Here is an 18,864-nt window from a genome sequence, read left to right as displayed (position 1 = left end):
GTCGTCCTCTGGATCACTGAGCGTTGGAAGGTTTGCCGGTCAAATCGGACAGTTGCAGGCGCTGGATGCGGCCAACGATCACCAGGTAGGAGAACGCCGCCAGCAGGCCATGGGCGCCGACATAGATGAGTGCGCTGTTGAACGAGCCGCTGGAATGCAGCAGGTAGCCGATGACCACCGGTGTGACGATGCCGGCGGTATTGCCCAGTGCGTTGAACACGCCGCCGGTCATGCCGATCATTTCCCGTGGGGCGGTGTCGGCCACCACGCTGAAGCCGAGGTTGCCGAAGCCTTTGCCAAAGAACGCCAGGCTCATCACCGCGATCACCAGCCACTGGGCGTCGACGTAGTTGCACAGCATCATGGTCGAGCTCAACAGCACGCCGGTGATGATTGGCGTCTTGCGGGCAATGCTCAGGGACTTCGTGCGGCGCAACAGGTAATCGGAGAAGAAGCCCGACGACACTGCACCGATCAGCCCGCACAAGGCCGGGATGGAGGCCACCAGGCCCGCCTGGAGGATGTCGAAGCCGCGCTCCTTGACCAGGTAGATCGGGAACCAGGTCACGTAGAACCAGGTAACCGCACTGACGCAGTACTGGCTGATGAACATGCCCAGCAGCATGCGGCTCTTGAACAGCAGGCCCACTTCAGCCAATGAGCTACGGCGTTTTTCCTTGGGCAGCGAGGCCTGGGCTTCGAGATCGACCAGCGCTTCGCCCTTGCGCAGGTAGTCGAGTTCCTCGCCATTCATCTTCGGATGGCTGACCGGCAAGTAGTAGTTTTTCCACCAGATCGCGGCGATAGCAAACCCGACGATCCCCATGACGATGAACACGTATTGCCAACCGAAGGCGTAGCAAAGCCAGCCCATGAATGGCGTGAAGAACGCCAGCGAGATGTATTGGGCGCTGTTGAAAATGGCCCCGGCCATGCCCCGCTCCGCCGACGGGAACCAGGAGGCGATCACCCGGGTCGACGCCGGCCCCACCGGCGCCTCCGCCACGCCCAGCAGAAAGCGCAGGGCCAGCAGCAGCGGCACGATCATGCCGAGGTAATGCACCAGGCCCATGCACACCGTGAATGCCGACCAGATGCAGATGGCAAGGGCCATGGTCTTTTTCGAACCGAAGCGATCGGCCAGCCAGCCGGAGGGAATCAGGAAGATCACATAGGCCCAGCTGAAAATGGAGAACAGATAGCCCATTTCCACCGAGCTGATGCCGAGTTCCTTGCTCATGTCGGAACCGGCCACCGACAGGGCGGCGCGGTCACCGCTGCTCAGGGCCAGGACCATGGTTATCAAAGCCAGGATCAGGTACCGATAGCGGGTAGCCGTGGTGGACGCGGCCACGGCGCCGGGGGCAGGCCCGGCGGCGTAGGTGTCGTGGTTGTGCATCGCGGTTGCCTCATTGTTTTTATTGGCGTGTTGCAGGGCCTTGCACCGGCGCCTGCTTTGGATTCTGGCAGCTTGCAGCCCTGCTGGAGAGCTGTTTCCGACCAATGACAGCGTTATCAAATGACAGCGCTGTCATTTATCCTAGGCCTTATTCTGCGCGGGTTGCAAATTGGCATTCCGGTGAAATTCCCATGTACTGGGAATGCTTCAAAAGGGGCAGGAAAGCGTGCGCCGTTCCGGTAGAATCGACCCACCCGCCACCCCGCCTGCCTTGAGGCTTCGCATGCTGGAAACGTCCGTAATCACCGCCGGCCCGAAACCGGGCCCCGCCACCCTCGATGACGTGGCGAAGATGGCCAAGGTTTCGCCCATCACCGTTTCCCGGGTGATCAACCGGCCGGAACTGGTGTCGGAAAAAACTCAGAAAAAGGTACGCAATGCCATCCGCAAGACCGGCTATGTGCCGAATATGCTGGCGGGCGCATTGGTTTCACAGCGCAGCCGGCTGGTCATCGTGGTGGTGCCGAACATTGCCAACCGGGCCTTTGTCGACACCATCACCCAGCTCGGCCAGCGCCTGGCCAAGGCGCGCTACCAGCTGTTGCTCAGCCAGTCGGACCTGGTGCACAGCAGTGAAGCGGAATTGATCGACGCGATCCTCGCCCGCCGCCCCGACGGCATCGTACTGACCCGCCAACTGCAAAGCCCTGAAGCACGGGAAAAGCTGATCGCCCGTGGCATTCCGGTAGTAGAGACCTGGGAGCTGGCGGTGAACCCGATCGACACTGTGGTCGGCTTTTCCCACGAAGCCGTCGGCCAGGCAATGGCCGAGCACATCATCGAACGTGGCCACCGCCGCGTCGGCCTGATCTGGAGCGACGACGCCCGTGCCACCCGCCGGCGCCAGGCGTGTGTCGCCACTCTGCACGCAGCCGGTGCCGAAGTGGTCGCCTGCGAGCTTGAAGCCGTGCCGGTGAACATGGGCCATGGCCGTGAGGCCATGGCCCGGCTGCTGGCGGCGAAGGTGCCGATGGATGCGGTGATCTGCAGCATCGACCTGCTTGCCCAAGGGGTCATGGCCGAAGCGCAGGCCAACGGCCTGCGGGTGCCTCAAGACTTGGCGGTGATGGGCTTCGGCAACCTGGAATTCGCCGCGCATACCCACCCACGCCTGAGCACGGTGAATGTCGACGGCGGGCGCATTGGCCTGCGTACGGCGGAACTGCTGCTGCAACGGATCGAAGGCAGCCTGGGACGGGGGGAACAGGTGGAGGATGTGGGCTTCAACCTGGTGGTTCGCGAAAGCACCTGAGGGCTGCAAGCGTCAATTGTCCACCCAACGCCGCAACTGCGCCGCCATGTGATCCCAAGCCTGCTCGACTTCGGCCACGCCGAACGCGCGTAGGCTCGAATGCACCCTGCCCTCGCCCACCCAGGCCCGGACCACCAGCAGCAAGGCCGGCGCCAGCCCGGCAAACGGCCGCGGTGCCGTGCGGGCACGGCAGGTGGCGAGAAAGGCTTCGCGCCGGCTGTTGTCGATGTAGGCCTGCATGGCAGGGGCAAGCGGACGGGATACCAAGGGCAATCCTCCAGGTCAGCGCAAGGGCAAGGTATAGGCGATGATTACCCGGTTTTCATCACGCCTGCCGGTCGCATCGCCCTGCAACTCGACGTTGCGCCAGCGCAGCGCGAGGTTCTTCAGGGGCCCGCTCTGGATCACGTAGGTAATGTCCAGGTTGCGCTCCCATTCGCTGCCGTCCTCACCGGCCACCTTGAAATTGTCGCCCTTCACGTAGCGGGCGAACGCGGTCAGCCCTGGTACGCCAAGGGCAGCGAAGTCGAGGTCGTAGCGGGCCTGCCAGGAGCGCTCCTGGGCACGGTCGAAGCGCAGCACCTGTACCGCGTTGGGCACCCCGGGCAGGTCGGTGTCGTGGATGAACGGCAAGGCGCTGTCACCGGCGTTGTACTGGTAGCCGAGGCGAAACGTTTGCGCGCGCAGGTTGGCGCTGAGCATCGCCGAGGTCATGCGGCTGTCGAGCTGGCCGGCCTTTTCGCTGCCGGATTCGCCGGTGTCGAGGTAGTTGAGCGTGCCGGAAAGGTTCCAGTCGCCGGCCTTGAGGGTGTGGGTGCCGGTGTACAGGGTTTGCTGGTAGACATCCGCCAGGCGACCGGTCCACACCCCCAGCGTGGTCTGCGGCGTGGCGCGCCAGGTGCCACCGAGGTAATCGAAGCGGTCGCTGAACACGCTGTAGTAATTGCCCACCTGGATATCCCGGGCGCCGGCAAATTCGCGCTGGTTGACCTTGCGCATCTGGCCCAGGCCGATGTCGAGGTTGTCCAGTTCGCGGATATCCAGCATCGCTCCCTCGAAGAACTGCGGCAGCAGGCGTGCGTCGCCGGAACTGACCAGCGGGATCTTCGGGAACAGCCCGCCCACCTTGAGTTCACTCTTCGAGTACTTGAACTTGACCGCTGCCGTGGCCTCGGAGAAGTCGTCCACCGAGCGCGGATCAGCATTGCGTGGCCCGCCGGCACGGTCATAGGCCCCCGGCAGCAGGCCGGTGCCGCTGCGCGAGGGCGACGAATCGAGCTTCACGCCAAGGCCTGCGTACACGTCCAGGCCCACGCCGATGGTCGTGTCGGTGTAACCCGACTCGCCCTTGAGGATGAAGCCCTGGGCCCACTCCTCCAGCTTCGACTGGGCAGGCTTGGTCGAGTCGCGCAGGTCGTGGTTGTAGTAGAAGTTGCGAAAGGCCAGGTTGGCCTTGCTGTCGTCCAGAAACGCACCCTGAGCATACAGCGGGCCGAGGCCGAGCAGCAGGGACAGGGGTTTTGCAGCGCGAGCGAAGCCCGCTCCAGTCGAGGAGTGTTTCATTGTTGTTGCGCTCTTCTTATAGGTATGTGGGGTGTTGCGTCAGCGGTGTTGCCAGGTGAATTCGAGGGTGGCCTCCAGGCGCTGGCCAGCAGCGAGCTCATGGGTGCCGGTTTCGGCCCAGCTATCGCGTGGCTGGTTGAAGGCATCGGCCAGGTGCGACACCGGCTCCAGGCACAGGTAGGGGCTGCCGGCCGGGGCGAATGCGACGAAGTGGTTCAGCACTTGGGAAGCCTGAAGGCGCAGGTGGCCATTGGGGTAGTCGACACACAGCCGGCCGTCCCAACGTGACTGGTAATGGGCCAGCGCTTCGTCGCCATCCGCTTCGATCGACCAGTCCCTGGTACCCTCTTGGTACGCGCCGGTAGCCAGGTACTGCGCGTCGATCTGCCAGTCGCGCCCGGTGCGGTAATGCACGCGCATGCCAGGGTGGCGCTGGAAATAAGGGTGCAACCCGAGGCCGCCTGGCATGGGTGATTGCCCCAGGTTGATGAGTACCAAGGTGATGTGCAGGCGTGCGCCATCCAGCGCGAAGTGCTGTTCGGCGCGAAACGCCCAGGGCCAGTGCTCGCCTTGATAATCACAGGCAATGCTCAAGTGATCGCTGCCGGTGCCCACCACCTGCCAAGGCTGGGTGTGGGTGACCCCATGCAAGGTATGGGGCAGTGCTGCCGGATGTGCGGGCAGCACATGCTCGGTGTCGGCGAACTTCAACCGCGCATTGCGAAGGCGGTTGGAGTACGGCATCAGCGGGTAGGCGCCGGCCCGTGGCCAGTCCAGCGGGTCGAACTGGCTAGCGTTGATCGGCAGCAACACATCCAGCCCATCGGCATTGAGCTGGGCGATGCGCCCGCCCCAGGCCGGCAGCACGCCCAGCGCCCAGGTGGCATTGCTCAGAACCACGGTATGCATAGAACCTCCAATGCCCTTTTCAGGCATGCGCAGCCCCTGCCGCCGTGCCGAGGCACGGCGGTGAGGCATGAAAGGGTCGGACTAGCGGCGCAAGCGCTCGGCCACTTGCAGGTCGATGTCCAGGCCCAGGCCAGGGCCCTGAGGAATCTGCAGTTGATTGCCCTGGCGCAATTGCTCCACCGGGTACAACCAGCCAGCCGGCTCGACGAACAGGTACTCCACCTGCGGCACCCGCCGCTGTACGGCGGCCAGGTGCAGGGTGGCGATCAGGCCCGGGCCGAAGTAGGGGCAGTGCGGCAGAATAGCTGCCTCATGCTGCTCGGCCAGGCGGTCGATGCGCAGGCATTCGGAAATGCCGCCGACCTTGGTCACGCTGGGCTGAATGGAATCCACCGCTGCGGTCACCAGGGCCTGCTCGAACTGCACGGCAGTGCACCAGTTTTCCCCGGCAGAAATGTCCACACCCTGCCCGCGCAGGCTGCCCAGGGCAGCGAAGTCCTCGGGCGGGAAGATCGGCTCTTCCAGCCAGGCCAGCTTCAGCTCCGCCAGCGCCGGCAGCCAATCACGGGTCCCCTGAACGGTCCAGGAACAATTGACGTCGGTGGACAGCGGTACGGCATCGCCAACAGCTCGCCGGCAAGCGCCGATGTCATGCAGGGTGGCCTCGTGCAGCTTGATGTCGCTGAAGCCCTGCTCCAGTGCCTTTTCGCAAATGGCTGGGGCCACTTGGTCATCGCCGTAGCGCACCAGGCTGGCGTAGGCCGGCACCTGTTCGCGGTAGGCCTGGCCCAGCAGGCGGTGCAACGGCAGGCGCTGCCGGCGGGCGGCCAAGTCCCACAGGGCGATATCGAGACCGGAAATGGCGAACATCGTCACGCCGTAGCGGCCGAACAGGTGCAGGCGTTGCTGCAGTTCCAGGTTCAGCGCAGGAATGTCGGTGACCTCGCGGCCCAGCACCTGGGGCGCCACCAGCCGGTCGATCAGGGCCTTGGTGGCATCGGCGACGAAGTAGCCAAAGGCCTCGCCCCAGCCAACGTTGCCCAGCTCGTCCTCGACTCGCACCAGCACGTTCTCCAGCGTGCGCCAGGCCGAAGGTGTCCCCCCTACCCCACGACCGCCGTCGTGGAAGGGGATTTCGACGATCTGGGTATCGATGCGGACGATCTTCATGCTTGCTCCAGAACGCTGGCCAGGGCCACACCGGCATAGGCGCCGCCAACATGGTCACGACCGGAACCGACCGGGGCCATGGCGTCATAGGCGAGGAAGTTGTCGGCCAGGTGCTCGGCCGCATTGTCCTGCGGCCGGTAACCCAGGGCGCGGGCACGGTTGTTGTGGAACAGCGCCTGAGGACATTCCGACACGCCGTAGACGATCTCGTGGCGCACCTCGGGATGCTCCAGGCCGATCAGCACCAGTTGGGCCAGGTCGCGGGCGCTGGTCCACAAGCGCAAGCGACGGGCATCGGCAACCTTGGCGTCGGCGTTGCCGATACGCACGATGAACGTGGCCAGCTCGCTGCGCTGGGAGAAGGTCGCGCAGGCTGCTTCGCCGAACACCTTGCTCAGCGCGTAGTAGCTGTCCGGCGCCACCGGGTGGTCGTCGAACTGCTCGGCTGCCTGCGTGGGATACTGGCCAAGCACATGGTGGCTGCTGGCGAACACGAAGCGCCGCGCCCCGGCGCGCTGGGCGGCTTCGAGCAAGTACAGGGTGGCGTGGTAGTTGGGCTCGACCGTGGCCTGGAACTGGATGTCGGTGCCGTGGGCACAGGCCAGGTGCAGCACCGCGTCGACACCCTCGCAGGCCTGGCGGACGAAGGCCGGGTCGGTCAGGTCGCCGACCAGGGCGGTTTCATTGGCGGCCAGCTCGCTGGCCGGCCGGCGGTCCAGCAGGCGCAGATTGAAGCGCTCGCGCAAGTATGGGCGCAGGGCGGTTCCGACGATACCGGCGGCGCCGGTGACTAGAAGCGTAGGCATGGTGTATTCCCGTCAAACGTGGGTAGCAGTCAGTTCAGGCGGTGGCAATGACGTTGGCTTGCCGGGCCGGTTTCTGGCCGACGAACAAGGCCACGATCAGCGCGCCGACGATGCCGAGCCCGGCGGCCAGGCCGAAGCCGCTGCCGTAGGTGCCGGTGGACTGGATGATGAAGCCGGTCACGGTCGGCGCAACGATGCCAGACAGGTTGGCCAGGCCATGCATGAAGCCGCCGGCAGTGCCGACCTGATGGTCCGGCACGGCGTCCTGGATCAGTGACCAGTAGGCGGGCGCGGTCAGCATCAGGAAGCCGATGGCCACGGTCATCACCACCACGGTGCTGGTTACGCTGTCCACCTGGCCGGTCAGGCCGATGCACACCGCAGCCACCAGCAGGCAGCTGACCAGCACCACCTTGCGCGAGAACAGTTGCTTGCCGGTGCGCTTGTACACCCAGTCGATCAGCAGCCCGCCACAGATGAAGCCGACAGTACCCACCAGCCACGGCAGTGCGGTGACGATGCTCATGGCCTTGAGGTCGATACCCTTGGCCTCGATCAGGTAGCTGGGGAACCAGGTCATGAAGAAGTACAGAATGTAGTTGTAGCAGAACAGCGATACGCCAGTGACCAGTACCGAACGCTGCAGGATGGTCTCCAGCACTGGCGTGCGCGGAGCGTCTGCGACGGCAGTGACCGGGGCCTCACGGCCCTCGTTGATCAGCGCCAGCTCTTCGGCCGACACCTGCGGGTGCTCCTTGGGCGTAGAGGCCGCCAGGCGGTACCAGGCAATGGCCCACAGCACGCCGATCACCGCGATCACCACGAAGGCCACGCGCCAGCCCAGCCACAGGGCGAGAAAACCCACGATTGGCCCGGCCAGGGCGCCACCCAGCGGGCCGCCAGCCTGGTTGATGCCGATGGCACGGGCGCGTTCCTTGATCGGGAACCAACTGTTTACAGTCTTGTTGGCAGTGGTCGACACCGGGCCTTCGCCGACGCCGAACAGTGCGCGCACGATCAGCAATGACCAGAAATTGAAGGCCAGTGCGGTGGAGCCGCACAGCAGCGACCAGAAGCTCATCGACCAGGTCAGCACGCGCTTGGGCCCGAAGCGGTCGGCCAGGTAGCCACCGACGAAGCAGAACAACGCATAACCGAAGAAGAAGCTGCTGAAGATCATGCCCTTCTCGGCGGGCGTGAGGTGGTATTCCTGGGTAATGAACGGCATGGCGATCGACAGGGCAGCGCGATCGACATAGTTGATGATCATGGCCAGGAACAGCATGGTCAGGATCGTCCAGCGGTAGTTGTTTTTCTTGTTCATGTACGACTCCGCCCGGCACCTGTGATGCCGGATCTTTTTTGTTATAACGCCTGGCCCCACAAAGGGCCAGGTGCCTCTGGGGTCAATCAGACGCTGTAATCCACCGCCACCCACTCGAAGTACTGCTTGAGTTCGGCGACCAGGGCCTGGTGCGCCGGGTGTGGCAGGTAACGCTGTACCGCGTCGGCGTCGTCGAAGCTGGACTCGAGGATGTAATCCCAGCAGATCGGTCGATCCAGTTCATTGGCCGCGACGCGCCAGTCGCGGATGAAGTCGATTTCTTCGGTGAGGTCGCGCATCCGCGCCACCAGCACCGATTCCAGTTCAGGCTGCGCCTCGACGCCCGGCAGGCGGCGGAACAGCACGATATGTCGCATCATCGCCCTGCCCTCCTCAGCCCAGTGCCCAGGCGGGTGCGTCCTGCAACGCAACCGGGCGCAGGAAGCGCTCGATGGCGGCAAAGCCGACCGAAGTGGACTGTGGCGCGGTGGACGACGGCCATGGCCCGCCGTGCTGCTGGGCATGGCACACGGCAACACCGGTCGGCACACCGCTGAACAACACGCGCCCGGATACTCGCTGGGCTGCGCGCAGCAGCTGGCGGTTGTCGGCGTTGTCGGCGTCCAGGCCCCAGAGGGTAGTGGTCAGGGTACCGCCGATGGCTTCGAGCACTTCAGCCGCCTGAGCAACGGAATTGGCGGTGACGATCAACGCCGCCGGGCCGAACATTTCCTCACGCAGGTGAGCGTTGGCAATGAACGATGCGGCATCGGTGGCGAACAACCGTGGCGCCGGGCCAGCGCCATCGGCTTGCGCAGTGAACACCACGGTGGCATTGGCCGCTACCGTGGCAGCTGCCGCCTCGAAGCCTTGCTGCATGCCCGGGGTGAGCATACGGTGCGTGGCAATCGGTGCAATGGCCGCGGCCAGCTGGGCGACGAAACGCTGACTATGGGGTGAATCGAGCAGCACGATCACGCCGGGGCTGGTGCAGAACTGACCGCAACCGAGGGTGATCGAAGCGGCCAAGGTCTTGGCCAAGGCTTCGCTGTCCTTTTCCAGCACGTGCGGCAGTGCTACCAGCGGGTTGATCGAGCCCAGCTCGCCAAAGAATGGCACCGGCCGCTCACGCTCGTTGGCCGCCTGCCACAGGGCTTTGCCACCCTGGTAGGAGCCGGTAAAGGCCACGGCGGCGATCGATGGGTGCTGGACCAGGTAGGTGCCAGCGACACGATTGGGCGCTTCGGCCAGGGTCAGCAGGCCTGCCGGCAGGCCCTGGGCACGGACCACGCCAGCGGCCAGGGCGAACACCGCGCGGGACAATTCCGGGTGACCGGAGTGCGGCTTGATCACCACGGGGCAACCGGCGGCCAAGGCCGAGGCGGTATCGCCGCCCAGCACCGAGAAGGCGAACGGGAAGTTGCTGGCCGAAAACATCGCCACCGGGCCCAGCGGGCGTTGCACGCGCGTCAGGCGTGGGCGGCCGGCAGGTGGCGCACCGGCAATTGCCTGGTCATCGACCTGACGGTATGGCACACCCGCTTCAACTTCGTTGGCGAAGCCACGCAGCTGGAAGGCGGTGCGGGCCACTTCACCGTTCAGGCGGGCTTCACCGAGGCCGCTTTCGCGGTCGGCGATGGCGACCAGTTCAGCCTGCTGCTGTTCCAGGGCATCGGCCAGGCCGCGCAGCAGGGTGGCACGCTGGGTGGCACTGCAATCGGCCCAGAAGTCGGCAGCCGCCGCCGCTTGGGCGACGACTGCATCGATAGCGGCGAAATTCGGGTTTTGCGGGGTGGTCATGGGAACTCCTTCAACAATTGCGGTGCGGCCATTCGCGGGACAAGCCCGCGCCTACAGGTACAGCGCGGGCCTTGTAGGAGCGGGCTTGCCCCGCGAAGAGGCCATTGGCGTTAACGCGCCTTCGGCTCCAGGTGATACCCACGGCCGACATAGTCGAAATCGACCAACTCGTTGATCACCACGTCCTTGTCGGCCGGCGAGGCGTAATAGGCGCGGATCTCTTTGATCAAACCGCTCTGCTCGTCGAACACGTACCACTCGTCACCACGCAGGGCCGTACCCAGCTTGCTTTTCCAGTGAGTCCACTCGATCACCGCTTCGTTGCTGTCGTGGCTGACCAGGATCTTCTCGATGGTCCACTGCGAGCCCAGGTTCTCCACACACCACACCCATTTGCGGGCGATGGTGTCGGCAGTGCGCCACGGGATTTCCGGCAACCCCGAGGGGAAGTAGTGCACCGCGTCCGGGGTGAAGCAGGACACCAGCTTGTCGTAGTCGCCTTCGTTGCAAGCGTCGAAGTAGCGGCGGATCAGTTGCGCATGCTTGTGCTCAGCCATGGCTCAACCCTCTTCACGGTCGATGATCGACGGGATGGCCGGGCGGCCGGCGGCGACCCAGGCGTGGTAGTCGGACACCGACGCCGGGCTCGGCGGGTACACGCCCCACAGCGGCTCACCCGCCGCGATGCGCATGGCCAGGTAGCCCTCGATGTCGTCCTGCACGCTGCACACTTCGGCCAGTTCTTCGGCCAAGTGTGCTGGCACCACGGTCAGGCCATCGGCGTCGCCGACGATGATGTCGCCTGGGTAAACGGCTACACCGGCGCAACCAATCGGCACCTGCAGATCGGCCACATGGTGGTAGGAAATACGCGTGGTGGCGGTGATCTCACGGGCATAGGCCGGCAAGCGCATGGCGGCGATCTCGCTGCCGTCGCGCAGGGCGCCGTCGGTAACGATGGCCTTGGCGCCACGGGCCAGCAGGCGGGTAACCAGGATGTTGCCGGCCGACGCGGCGGCCGGGTCGTTGCGGCTGTCGATCACCAGTACGTCGCCCGGCTGGATCTGCTCCACGCCCACCCATTGCAGGTTGTCGTCGTTGGGCTTGGTGGTCATGGTCGAATAGGTGTCGATGTCTTCACGAGCGGGAATGAAGCGCATGGTGAAGGCACGCCCGGCGAACGGCTTGGCGTCGCGGCACATGGCGCGCAGGCCGACCAGCGCCGGCTGGCGGAAGCCACGCTTGAACAGCTGGGTGGTCAGCGAGCCGCTGCTGCAGGTAGCCAGCTTGGCCAGCACTTCGTCGCTGACAACGACCTGTTTGCCGGAGACGCTTTCATGGGCATCGGCATAGTTGTGGATGACGGACATTGTTGTAGGTTCTCCTCGCGGGTTCATCCGATGGGCGGCCAGGGCTAATTCCCAACATATGGAACAGACAATGGTTTGAAGCCCTGCTGAGGCCGATTCTATGGCGGAAAACCGGATGAAAAAGAGGCAGACTGAGCACTCAAGCCACCGCGTTCCAACAGATGGGAATCCCTGATGAAAACAGGTGAAGGCACTGCCGCACTGGAAAAAGCCCTGGATGTGCTCCAGGCCATTGGCGCAACCGCCAGCGGCATCAGCCAAGCGCAACTGGCCGAACAGGTACCACTGCCACGCACCACCCTGTACCGCATCATCGCCACTCTGGTTGAGCGCGGAATGATCCGCCGCGACCCCACGCGCAAGGCCTATCGCCTGGGGTTCAACTACCTGGAGATGGTCCGCAACGCCTACCTGGAGCCTGACCTGGTAGCGGCGGCAAGCGAAGAGCTGCGCGCCCTGCGTGACCTCACTGGCGAAACCTCGTATCTGGCGGTGCTCGACGGGAACCAGGTACTGTCGCTCGAGCGCTGCGACGGCGCCCATACGCAACGTTCCGCGGCCAGTCTTGGCCAGGGCAAGCCGGTGTACTGCACGGGTCAAGGCAAGGCGATTCTCTCGGCGCTGACGACCACGGCGCGCGACGAGGTACTCAAAGGCGTGGTGCTGGCGCCGCTGACACCGCTGACCATCACCGACCGCCGGCGGCTGCTGGCCGAGCTGCAGATCACTCAGGCCCGCGGCTATGCGCTGGACGACGAAGAAATCCGCCTGGGCATCCGCTGCGTCGCCGCCCCCATCATCGACAAACAAGGCCAGGTACGCGGTGCTCTGAGCGTGGCCGGGCCGGCGTACCGGCTGACTCTGGAGCGCCTTACCCTGCTCGGCCCGGAACTGGCCGAAGCCGCCCGCCGGGTGGGCGAACAGTTGCGCCCTGACAATGCACCACAAGCTGCCGCGGCATTGAGCGTGGTACCCGGTCCATGGGCCTTTCATGGCGCGTTCCCGCGCTGGCATGCCGAGCAGCAGCGCCTGTATTGGGCCGATACCCTGGCTCCGGCGATTCATTGCTGGGACGGGCACACCAGCCGCCTGCTGACCCGCTTGGACCTGCCGATCCGCGCCATGGAGCTCCACCCGGACGGCCTGCTGGTGGCGCAGGCCGGAGGATGGTCGCTGATCGACTGGGACGGCCATGAACACCCACGCCAGGACGTGCTCGGCAGTCGCCTGCTGGCGCTGGCCACGCACCCATCGGGCGCACTGTGGGCATGTGCGAAAAGTGCCAGCGGCTGCCTGATCGGCGAGCTCAGCGCCGAAGGCGAGTTGCGCCATGGCTGGACCTTGCCGGAACAGGTCAGTGCACTGCGCTGGGATGCCAAAGGCAGCGCACTGTACGCCCTGGCACCGGACTCCGGCGACATCCTGCTGCTGCGCCCAGGCAGCCCCAACGTGCGCCGGCTGGCCTCGCTGCCACGCGGCGGCGGCCGCTTGGGCGGCTTGGCGCTTGACGCTGCGGGCGGTGTGTGGACCACCCAACTGGAGGGTTGGAGCCTGGCACGCTTCGACGCTGACGGAAGCCTCGACCGCATGATCGGGCTACCGGTGCCTACCCCTACCGACTTGTGCTTTGGCGGCGTGGACGGCAAAACCCTGTACATCACCAGTGCCCGCCATACGATGAAGCTGGAAACACTGGCCAGCGCGCCGAACTCGGGGTGCCTGATGCAAATGCAGACTTGAGCTTTAAACCTTGGGGTTGGTGCTTTGAAGCCTTGCACGGCGATGTGAGGAATCAAGCCTTCGCTTTCAGCGATAGGTGCAGGCCCCACCAGTGGCTCAAAAGCTTCTTCAACAACCGCACGTGGTCGGCGACTGTACAGAACCCAGGCTGTTCCGGGGCCACATTTCAGTTTCTTGGGATTTCAGACAGTGCCTAGGAAACCGCCTACCATCTCCCTCTCGGCACAACCACTTCCCAGCGATCACATTTATTCAGATCCCTAAATTGCTCCTCACTATCCTCTGCAAACCGCACCATGACGGCAGCGACTTCGCATTGCTCGAAGCCGATCTGTGGTTGGAATGACTTGGCGGTTCGCCCTACCACGTTGCCTTGCCTGTCGAGCAGTTGGTAGCGGCCAGCCTCTTCCTTCAGCGTCAGGGGATCCCCCTCGCGAAGCGCCTCAACCGCCTTGTGTATCCGAGCATGCAGTGACTGACGACCGGCATAACCAATATCGATTTCCTTCAGCGTGAGTTGCTGAAAGCGCACCTCTAACTCAGGAAGCGGTTGTCCCTGAAAACCATGCTGCTGAACATCCCTCATCAGGCTGCAACTGAATGGATTGCCGTCAGCGAACTCGCACAACGTCAGGGTCTGTTGGGCTCGCGTCATCCCCACGTAGTACAAACGTCGCTCATCGGCCAGGGTATCGACCTGAGCGCTCCAACCGCCATCCAGCAGAACGACATGGCGGAACTCTAGCCCTTTGGCCGAGTGCACGGTGCCAAGATAGAGGCCCTCCTTCGGCTGTTGGCGCAATTCACGGGCGTAGTCGTACAGCCAGTCGATCAAGGCACCACTGCCAAGTTGGCAGTCTCCCAATTCTCCTCGCATTTGCTCAAAGGCCGTCTGGAAAAAACGCTTCCACTCGGCGTCCACCAGTTGATTGCTACCCGACAAACGCTGCCATGCGGTAGCCGCGCACAGAACGCCTTCGATTTCTCGCAGATAGTCGGTCGCCGCCACAAAACTGCGCTGCCGAGTAATGGGTAACGCCGTTTCCTTGTCTGCTGCCAAGAAATAAGGAATATCGTGTTGCTCGCACCAGGCCTGGATTGGCCACAGATAGCGGTGCGTGCGCGCCAGAACCGCACAGCCGTTCCAACTCCCTAGCTCGAGCATCACTAACCGCTCCAACTCCACCATGGACGCCTGAGCCTGCAGATTGCCGCGCTCACGGTCGCTCGGGTCGATCAGCAATCTCAGTACCCGGCCTTTGCGTTGCTCATCCTGCTCCTCCCATAGCCCGCCGGCAGGCAGCGCCTGCCGAGCCCTGTCGATCCGGATGGGGTCGGCCTCTTTCAGTCGGGCCGAATTCTGGCCAATGAGCTGGTTGGCCGCCTCAATAATGCGCAGGGAAGAACGGTAGTTATCGACCAGGAAGCTGGTCGACGCCTCATAGTCCTCGCGAAAGCGCTCGATATAACGATTGTTGGTATCGCGCCAGGCATAGATATTCTGGTCATCATCGCCTACCGCCATGATGCACAACCGGCCATCCTCTTCCGCGTGCCGCCCAGCTAGAGCACTGACCAGACGGTACTGCAGATCATCAATGTCCTGATATTCGTCGACCAGGATATAACGGTATCCGCGCAGTAGCTGCTGGCGGAGGTCGTCCTCGCCCTCAATATTACGCCTACCTTCCAGCAACTCGACGGCATCGCTTAATACCTGCTTGAGAGCGTGCTCGTCGACCGTCGCGCCGCGTTCAAAACGGGTTCCGGTCAAACGCATGGCCATGCTGTGATAAGTCAGAATGCCGACACCATAGGCATCGCTCCCGACCAGGGCCAACAGCCGTTTGCGAATCTCGTTCGCCGCATGGCGGTTGAAGGTCAACGCCACAATGCTGGTCGCTGGTACTCGCCGCACCCGCAGCAGGAAAGCGATACGATGCACGATCACACGTGTCTTGCCGGAGCCCGGTCCGGCCAGCACTAGACGATTGATGTCGTCATCGTCGGCGACGATCAGTTTCTGAGTGGTGCTCAGCGACTCGATGATCGATTTCCATGATTCCTCGCTGGTCGCCAGCTTGAGCACGTCCTCCCGCCCATTAAAATGCCGCTTGATGAACGCCTGCTTGGAGTCGGTGAAGTAATCCAGCACCAGGCGTAACGCGTCTGCCATCTCCTTCAGCGCCACTTCCGCATATTCACGCATCACATGAACCTGAATGCGCTTCTCGCGGTAGTGCTCATCGAGTCGCAAGTAGTCTTCCTTAAGGAAAGTCTTGCGCTTGTCTTCCTTCTTGACGTCGATGGTCATAGCCCGGCGCATGACCGTCATACCGTGGTTGAGGGTCAAAATATCCTGCCGATGCAGATAGAGCAGGACATGCTCAATCACCTTACGGCGCCTGTTCGGCGGAATCAGATGCGGCAGTTCGAGGTCACTTTCGATCACCTGGAGCAATTCGCCAAAACTCGTTTCGACCAGCAGATCCGCGCCACGCAATCCTGCCGGTAGCTTACCGACCAACAGGTCCAGGAACTTGCTCGCCAACACGCGCCGCACGTCACCAAAGCCAACAATCTTCGCCCAGGAATGACCACCCTTAATACGCAGTTTGAGGTAGTCACGATTGAGTTGCCTGAGCTCAAAACTACTGCGCTGCTGACCATCCGCATCATGATCCTGTGCCAGACTGCGCAACAGCCGAAGCACATGCAGCGGAAGCAGTTCGTCCAGCCCTGTCGTTGCCTTAAGCTCAGCGGTCAGTGACGGCAGATTCAGATCCTGCCAACCACCCTGCTCGGCGTCCGGCGCCTGCTCTGGCAAGCACCGCAGCAATGCCTTTTCCAGCTCCAGGGTGTTCTGCAGGCGCTGACTGGAAGCCCCCATCACACCATGGCGTACATACAGCGTTATCTGCGAGTCATTGACCAGCAGCCCCATCTCCTCCAACTGCTTGAGTGCGCTGGCAACCTCATCCGATTCCAGGCTGGTCAACTGCATCAATTGGTCGGTGTTCACCCGCTCATCAGCATCGGCGCCGTAGAGAAAGCGCAGAATAGCCCTGTACTCCCCCAATCGACGCTGCGACAACTCGGCCCTGAGCAAACGTTTCTCGGCCTCTTCCTCGCTCACATCCAGCCGTGCTGGGAAAATCTGCGTATGGTTTTCCTCACGCTTTAGGTAATCACCACGCTCCAGCCAAGCAACCGCCGTAACGACCTTGGTTTCTGCTTCACGTTCGTCCGCGGAGAAGCTGGTTTCAACGTTATCGTCCAACAGGATTTCGCCCGCCGTGATAATCAGTTTGCCACCCTTGCGTCGACTGCTCTCGTTACGCAACTTGCGCAGGATCTGCTGGATGTCACGGATGCTGAGCTTCGAGCGCTCGCTCATGCCGAACTGGGTTTCGATGTCTTGTGGGTCATACAACAGCACACAACGCGCATCGCCCTGATCACGCCCAGCCCTGCCCGCCTCCTGCAGATAGTTCTCCAGCGAGCCTGGTATGTCGGCATGTACAACAAGACGTATATCTGCCTTGTCCACGCCCATCCCGAAAGCGTTGGTGGCAACGATGATTTTCAGTTGCCCAGCCTTGAAATCGTCCTGAATGTCCGTTTTGCTGTTGGGCTCAAGACCGGCATGGAAGTGTTTGCAAGGCCAGCCTTGGCCAATCAGGAAATCGGACAGCTCCTCAGCACTCTTGCGACTGGAAACGAAGACGACTGCACCGCCCTCCTGAGCGTCCAGGTGCTCACGCAGTAACCCATCCGTACGGGACCACTTCTCTGCCTTGGTGCACGGCAGCACGTCAAAATGCAGATTGGTTCGCTCGTGCCCTCCAGGGAACACCTTGAATTCAATGCCCAGGCTTTCCCTGAAGTGGCTCTGAATATCCGCGAGCACGTCGGGCTTGGCCGTCGCGGTAAAACAGCCGATCTGCGCCAGCGGTTGGTCATCGGTGTGCTCCCGGATGAAGCGGGACACATAAAGGTAGTCTGGCCGAAAGTCGCTACCCCATTTCGACAGGCAATGCGCCTCATCGAAAATCCAGGCACCAACCTGACGTTGACGGATCGCTCGCCGGAAAGCCTTGTTGCGGAACTGCTCGGGCGACACCAGCAAAATGCCGACGTCGCCCATCTGGATCTTCTCCAGTACCTCCGCGCGCTCCGGCATAGTAAGCAGGCCGTTCAGCGCTGCGGCGCACTGGACGTTGCGCTCCGCCAGTCCGTCGACCTGATCCTTCATCAGTGACTGCAACGGCGAAACGATGACGGTAAGACTGCCGTTTCGATGGAACCGGTTCAATGCCGGCAGTTGATAACATAACGACTTGCCCCCGCCGGTTGCCAGGATGGCCAATACGTGCTGGCCACGCATACCGGCCAGCACGATATCGTGCTGAAGACTCTCCCCTGGTCGCTCGTAGCGAAAATCAGGGAAGCCGAAGTAGCGCTTCAGTTCCTGGCGTGGGTCATGAGTCGTCTGACAGTACTGACAATCCTCGCGCTCACACGGCACATCACGCAGCTCGGAGATTAGCCGTCCAACCTCTGGAAACTGGTGTCGAACCCAAGGTGCTAACACCGAGTTACCGCCAGATACCCGGAGCCAGGCCAACACATAGGCCAGTGACCAATGCAATTCTTCCCCTTGAAGATCGTCGTCGAGCAGTTGCTCCAGTCGTGCCCGACATACCTTCAAATCCCGCGGTTGCGACGGATCCGTCTCTTGCAGCAATTGCGGAATCAGCATTTTGAGTTCGGGTACGGATACCGGAGACTGCCCAGTCAAGGATGCGAAGAAGGCTCCCAGGTCTCCCCTCATACTCGGCGTCAGCAACGCCTGATAGCAGAGAAGCTCCATCTGGTTAGTCTTGTTCAACTGCGTGAAGGCCTGGCGTTGATCCTGAAAAAGAACCAACGTCGAGCGGCAGTCGGACAACGGCGAGTTCAGACTGTCACGGATAAGCTTGTAATCCTTGATCAGCCGATGATACGGGTTTTGTGGAAACGCCAGTGGCGACAAACGCAGCGTATCGATGACCGGCAGAGCATGCAAAGCCATGCCGGGCATATGCTCGCGCAAGATAGGCAGATCGTGGTCGATAACATTGTGTCCGAGGACGAAGCTCGCCCCCTCGGACAGTGCATCCAACTGCTGCAAGGCTAGGAACGGGTTTCCAGAAACCTTCAGCTCCAACTCCGCCCCCGAGTCAGGCCGAAGGGCGCCGAGCATCATGATCCGGGCAGGTTCATTGTTCTTGGGCGGCACCACCTCAAGATCGAAAATCAGGCCTTTGGGTTGAGGAAGTGGCGACATCAAACGGGCATTCCCTGCTCAGCGATTGCGACAATCATCATTCAACGCATGAACGATGGAAGTGATGGGCTTCATCATGCCATCAAGCACCGATTAGACACTTGGCACACTGCCCTGACAACCCATTATCCCGGCAACCTCA

At 62.6% G+C, this 18,864-nt stretch carries 14 protein-coding genes; 2 read left to right on the top strand and 12 right to left on the bottom strand.

The genetic code is table 11. The features are described 5' to 3' along the window. Positions 1-13: 13 nt before the first annotated feature. Positions 14-1,399 carry an MFS transporter gene (locus F3J44_RS13865; protein ID WP_167273216.1) on the bottom strand — a complete coding sequence of 462 codons (1,386 nt, stop codon included), beginning with the start codon at positions 1,397-1,399 and terminating at the stop codon, positions 14-16. Positions 1,400-1,682: 283 nt separating this feature from the next. On the opposite strand from F3J44_RS13865, the gene F3J44_RS13860 reads away from it, so the two are divergent. Next, positions 1,683-2,711 (top strand): LacI family DNA-binding transcriptional regulator, encoded by a 1,029-nt coding sequence (locus F3J44_RS13860; protein WP_167273214.1) that lies wholly within the window; start codon positions 1,683-1,685, stop codon positions 2,709-2,711. A gap of 12 nt (positions 2,712-2,723) precedes the next feature. Here the strand turns inward: F3J44_RS13860 and F3J44_RS13855 are convergent, their stop codons facing one another. The 10 genes from F3J44_RS13855 to F3J44_RS13810 form a co-directional block, all read right to left on the bottom strand. Next, positions 2,724-2,978 (bottom strand): hypothetical protein, encoded by a 255-nt coding sequence (locus tag F3J44_RS13855; protein ID WP_167273211.1) that lies wholly within the window; start codon positions 2,976-2,978, stop codon positions 2,724-2,726. Positions 2,979-2,993: 15 nt separating this feature from the next. Further along, positions 2,994-4,274 carry an OprD family porin gene (locus tag F3J44_RS13850; protein ID WP_167273209.1) on the bottom strand — a complete coding sequence of 427 codons (1,281 nt, stop codon included), beginning with the start codon at positions 4,272-4,274 and terminating at the stop codon, positions 2,994-2,996. Between the two features lie 39 nt (positions 4,275-4,313). Then, positions 4,314-5,183, bottom strand: a complete 870-nt coding sequence (locus F3J44_RS13845; RefSeq protein ID WP_167273206.1) for an aldose 1-epimerase — start codon at positions 5,181-5,183, stop codon at positions 4,314-4,316. 81 nt (positions 5,184-5,264) lie between these two features. Continuing rightward, positions 5,265-6,353 (bottom strand): mandelate racemase/muconate lactonizing enzyme family protein, encoded by a 1,089-nt coding sequence (locus F3J44_RS13840; RefSeq protein ID WP_167273203.1) that lies wholly within the window; start codon positions 6,351-6,353, stop codon positions 5,265-5,267. Continuing rightward, positions 6,350-7,159, bottom strand: a complete 810-nt coding sequence (locus F3J44_RS13835; protein WP_167057494.1) for an NAD(P)-dependent oxidoreductase — start codon at positions 7,157-7,159, stop codon at positions 6,350-6,352. The genes F3J44_RS13840 and F3J44_RS13835 overlap by 4 nt, the downstream gene beginning before the upstream one ends. Positions 7,160-7,193: 34 nt before the next feature. Continuing rightward, on the bottom strand, positions 7,194-8,483 hold the full coding sequence (locus F3J44_RS13830) for an MFS transporter (RefSeq protein WP_167273201.1): 1,290 nt from the start codon (positions 8,481-8,483) through the stop codon (positions 7,194-7,196). Positions 8,484-8,569: 86 nt separating this feature from the next. Next, the gene (locus F3J44_RS13825) at positions 8,570-8,863 is read right to left on the bottom strand and encodes a Dabb family protein (protein ID WP_167057497.1); all 294 of its coding nucleotides are present in this window, start codon (positions 8,861-8,863) and stop codon (positions 8,570-8,572) included. A gap of 13 nt (positions 8,864-8,876) precedes the next feature. Continuing rightward, positions 8,877-10,283 (bottom strand): aldehyde dehydrogenase (NADP(+)), encoded by a 1,407-nt coding sequence (locus tag F3J44_RS13820; RefSeq protein WP_167273198.1) that lies wholly within the window; start codon positions 10,281-10,283, stop codon positions 8,877-8,879. Between the two features lie 110 nt (positions 10,284-10,393). After that, positions 10,394-10,840: a nuclear transport factor 2 family protein gene (locus F3J44_RS13815; protein WP_027608974.1), complete on the bottom strand. Its 447-nt coding sequence runs from the start codon at positions 10,838-10,840 to the stop codon at positions 10,394-10,396. Between the two features lie 3 nt (positions 10,841-10,843). Continuing rightward, the gene (locus F3J44_RS13810) at positions 10,844-11,653 is read right to left on the bottom strand and encodes a ribonuclease activity regulator RraA (RefSeq protein WP_167057502.1); all 810 of its coding nucleotides are present in this window, start codon (positions 11,651-11,653) and stop codon (positions 10,844-10,846) included. A 174-nt stretch (positions 11,654-11,827) separates the two neighbouring features. Between F3J44_RS13810 and F3J44_RS13805 the strand changes: the two genes are divergently transcribed. Next, positions 11,828-13,393 (top strand): IclR family transcriptional regulator C-terminal domain-containing protein, encoded by a 1,566-nt coding sequence (locus F3J44_RS13805; RefSeq protein WP_167273195.1) that lies wholly within the window; start codon positions 11,828-11,830, stop codon positions 13,391-13,393. 205 nt (positions 13,394-13,598) lie between these two features. On the opposite strand, the gene F3J44_RS13800 is transcribed toward F3J44_RS13805, so the two are convergent. Next, entirely contained in the window at positions 13,599-18,722 is a 5,124-nt protein-coding gene (locus F3J44_RS13800; RefSeq protein ID WP_167273193.1) for a RecQ family ATP-dependent DNA helicase, read from the bottom strand. Positions 18,723-18,864 lie beyond the last annotated feature (142 nt).

It is taken from the genome of Pantoea sp. Tr-811, assembly GCF_011752535.1.
Taxonomy (GTDB): Bacteria; Pseudomonadota; Gammaproteobacteria; order Pseudomonadales; family Pseudomonadaceae; genus Aquipseudomonas.
The sequence above is the reverse complement of the archived record's forward strand: the minus strand, read 5'-3'. Positions and strand labels throughout refer to the sequence as shown.

Coding starts and splice junctions, on each gene's coding strand:
- F3J44_RS13865 (WP_167273216.1), bottom strand. CDS start 1,399: ATGCACAACCACGACACCTACGCCGCCGGGCCTGCCCCCGGCGCCGTG.
- F3J44_RS13860 (WP_167273214.1), top strand. CDS start 1,683: ATGCTGGAAACGTCCGTAATCACCGCCGGCCCGAAACCGGGCCCCGCC.
- F3J44_RS13850 (WP_167273209.1), bottom strand. CDS start 4,274: ATGAAACACTCCTCGACTGGAGCGGGCTTCGCTCGCGCTGCAAAACCC.
- F3J44_RS13845 (WP_167273206.1), bottom strand. CDS start 5,183: ATGCATACCGTGGTTCTGAGCAATGCCACCTGGGCGCTGGGCGTGCTG.
- F3J44_RS13840 (WP_167273203.1), bottom strand. CDS start 6,353: ATGAAGATCGTCCGCATCGATACCCAGATCGTCGAAATCCCCTTCCAC.
- F3J44_RS13835 (WP_167057494.1), bottom strand. CDS start 7,159: ATGCCTACGCTTCTAGTCACCGGCGCCGCCGGTATCGTCGGAACCGCC.
- F3J44_RS13830 (WP_167273201.1), bottom strand. CDS start 8,483: ATGAACAAGAAAAACAACTACCGCTGGACGATCCTGACCATGCTGTTC.
- F3J44_RS13825 (WP_167057497.1), bottom strand. CDS start 8,863: ATGATGCGACATATCGTGCTGTTCCGCCGCCTGCCGGGCGTCGAGGCG.
- F3J44_RS13820 (WP_167273198.1), bottom strand. CDS start 10,283: ATGACCACCCCGCAAAACCCGAATTTCGCCGCTATCGATGCAGTCGTC.
- F3J44_RS13815 (WP_027608974.1), bottom strand. CDS start 10,840: ATGGCTGAGCACAAGCATGCGCAACTGATCCGCCGCTACTTCGACGCT.
- F3J44_RS13810 (WP_167057502.1), bottom strand. CDS start 11,653: ATGTCCGTCATCCACAACTATGCCGATGCCCATGAAAGCGTCTCCGGC.
- F3J44_RS13805 (WP_167273195.1), top strand. CDS start 11,828: ATGAAAACAGGTGAAGGCACTGCCGCACTGGAAAAAGCCCTGGATGTG.
- F3J44_RS13800 (WP_167273193.1), bottom strand. CDS start 18,722: ATGTCGCCACTTCCTCAACCCAAAGGCCTGATTTTCGATCTTGAGGTG.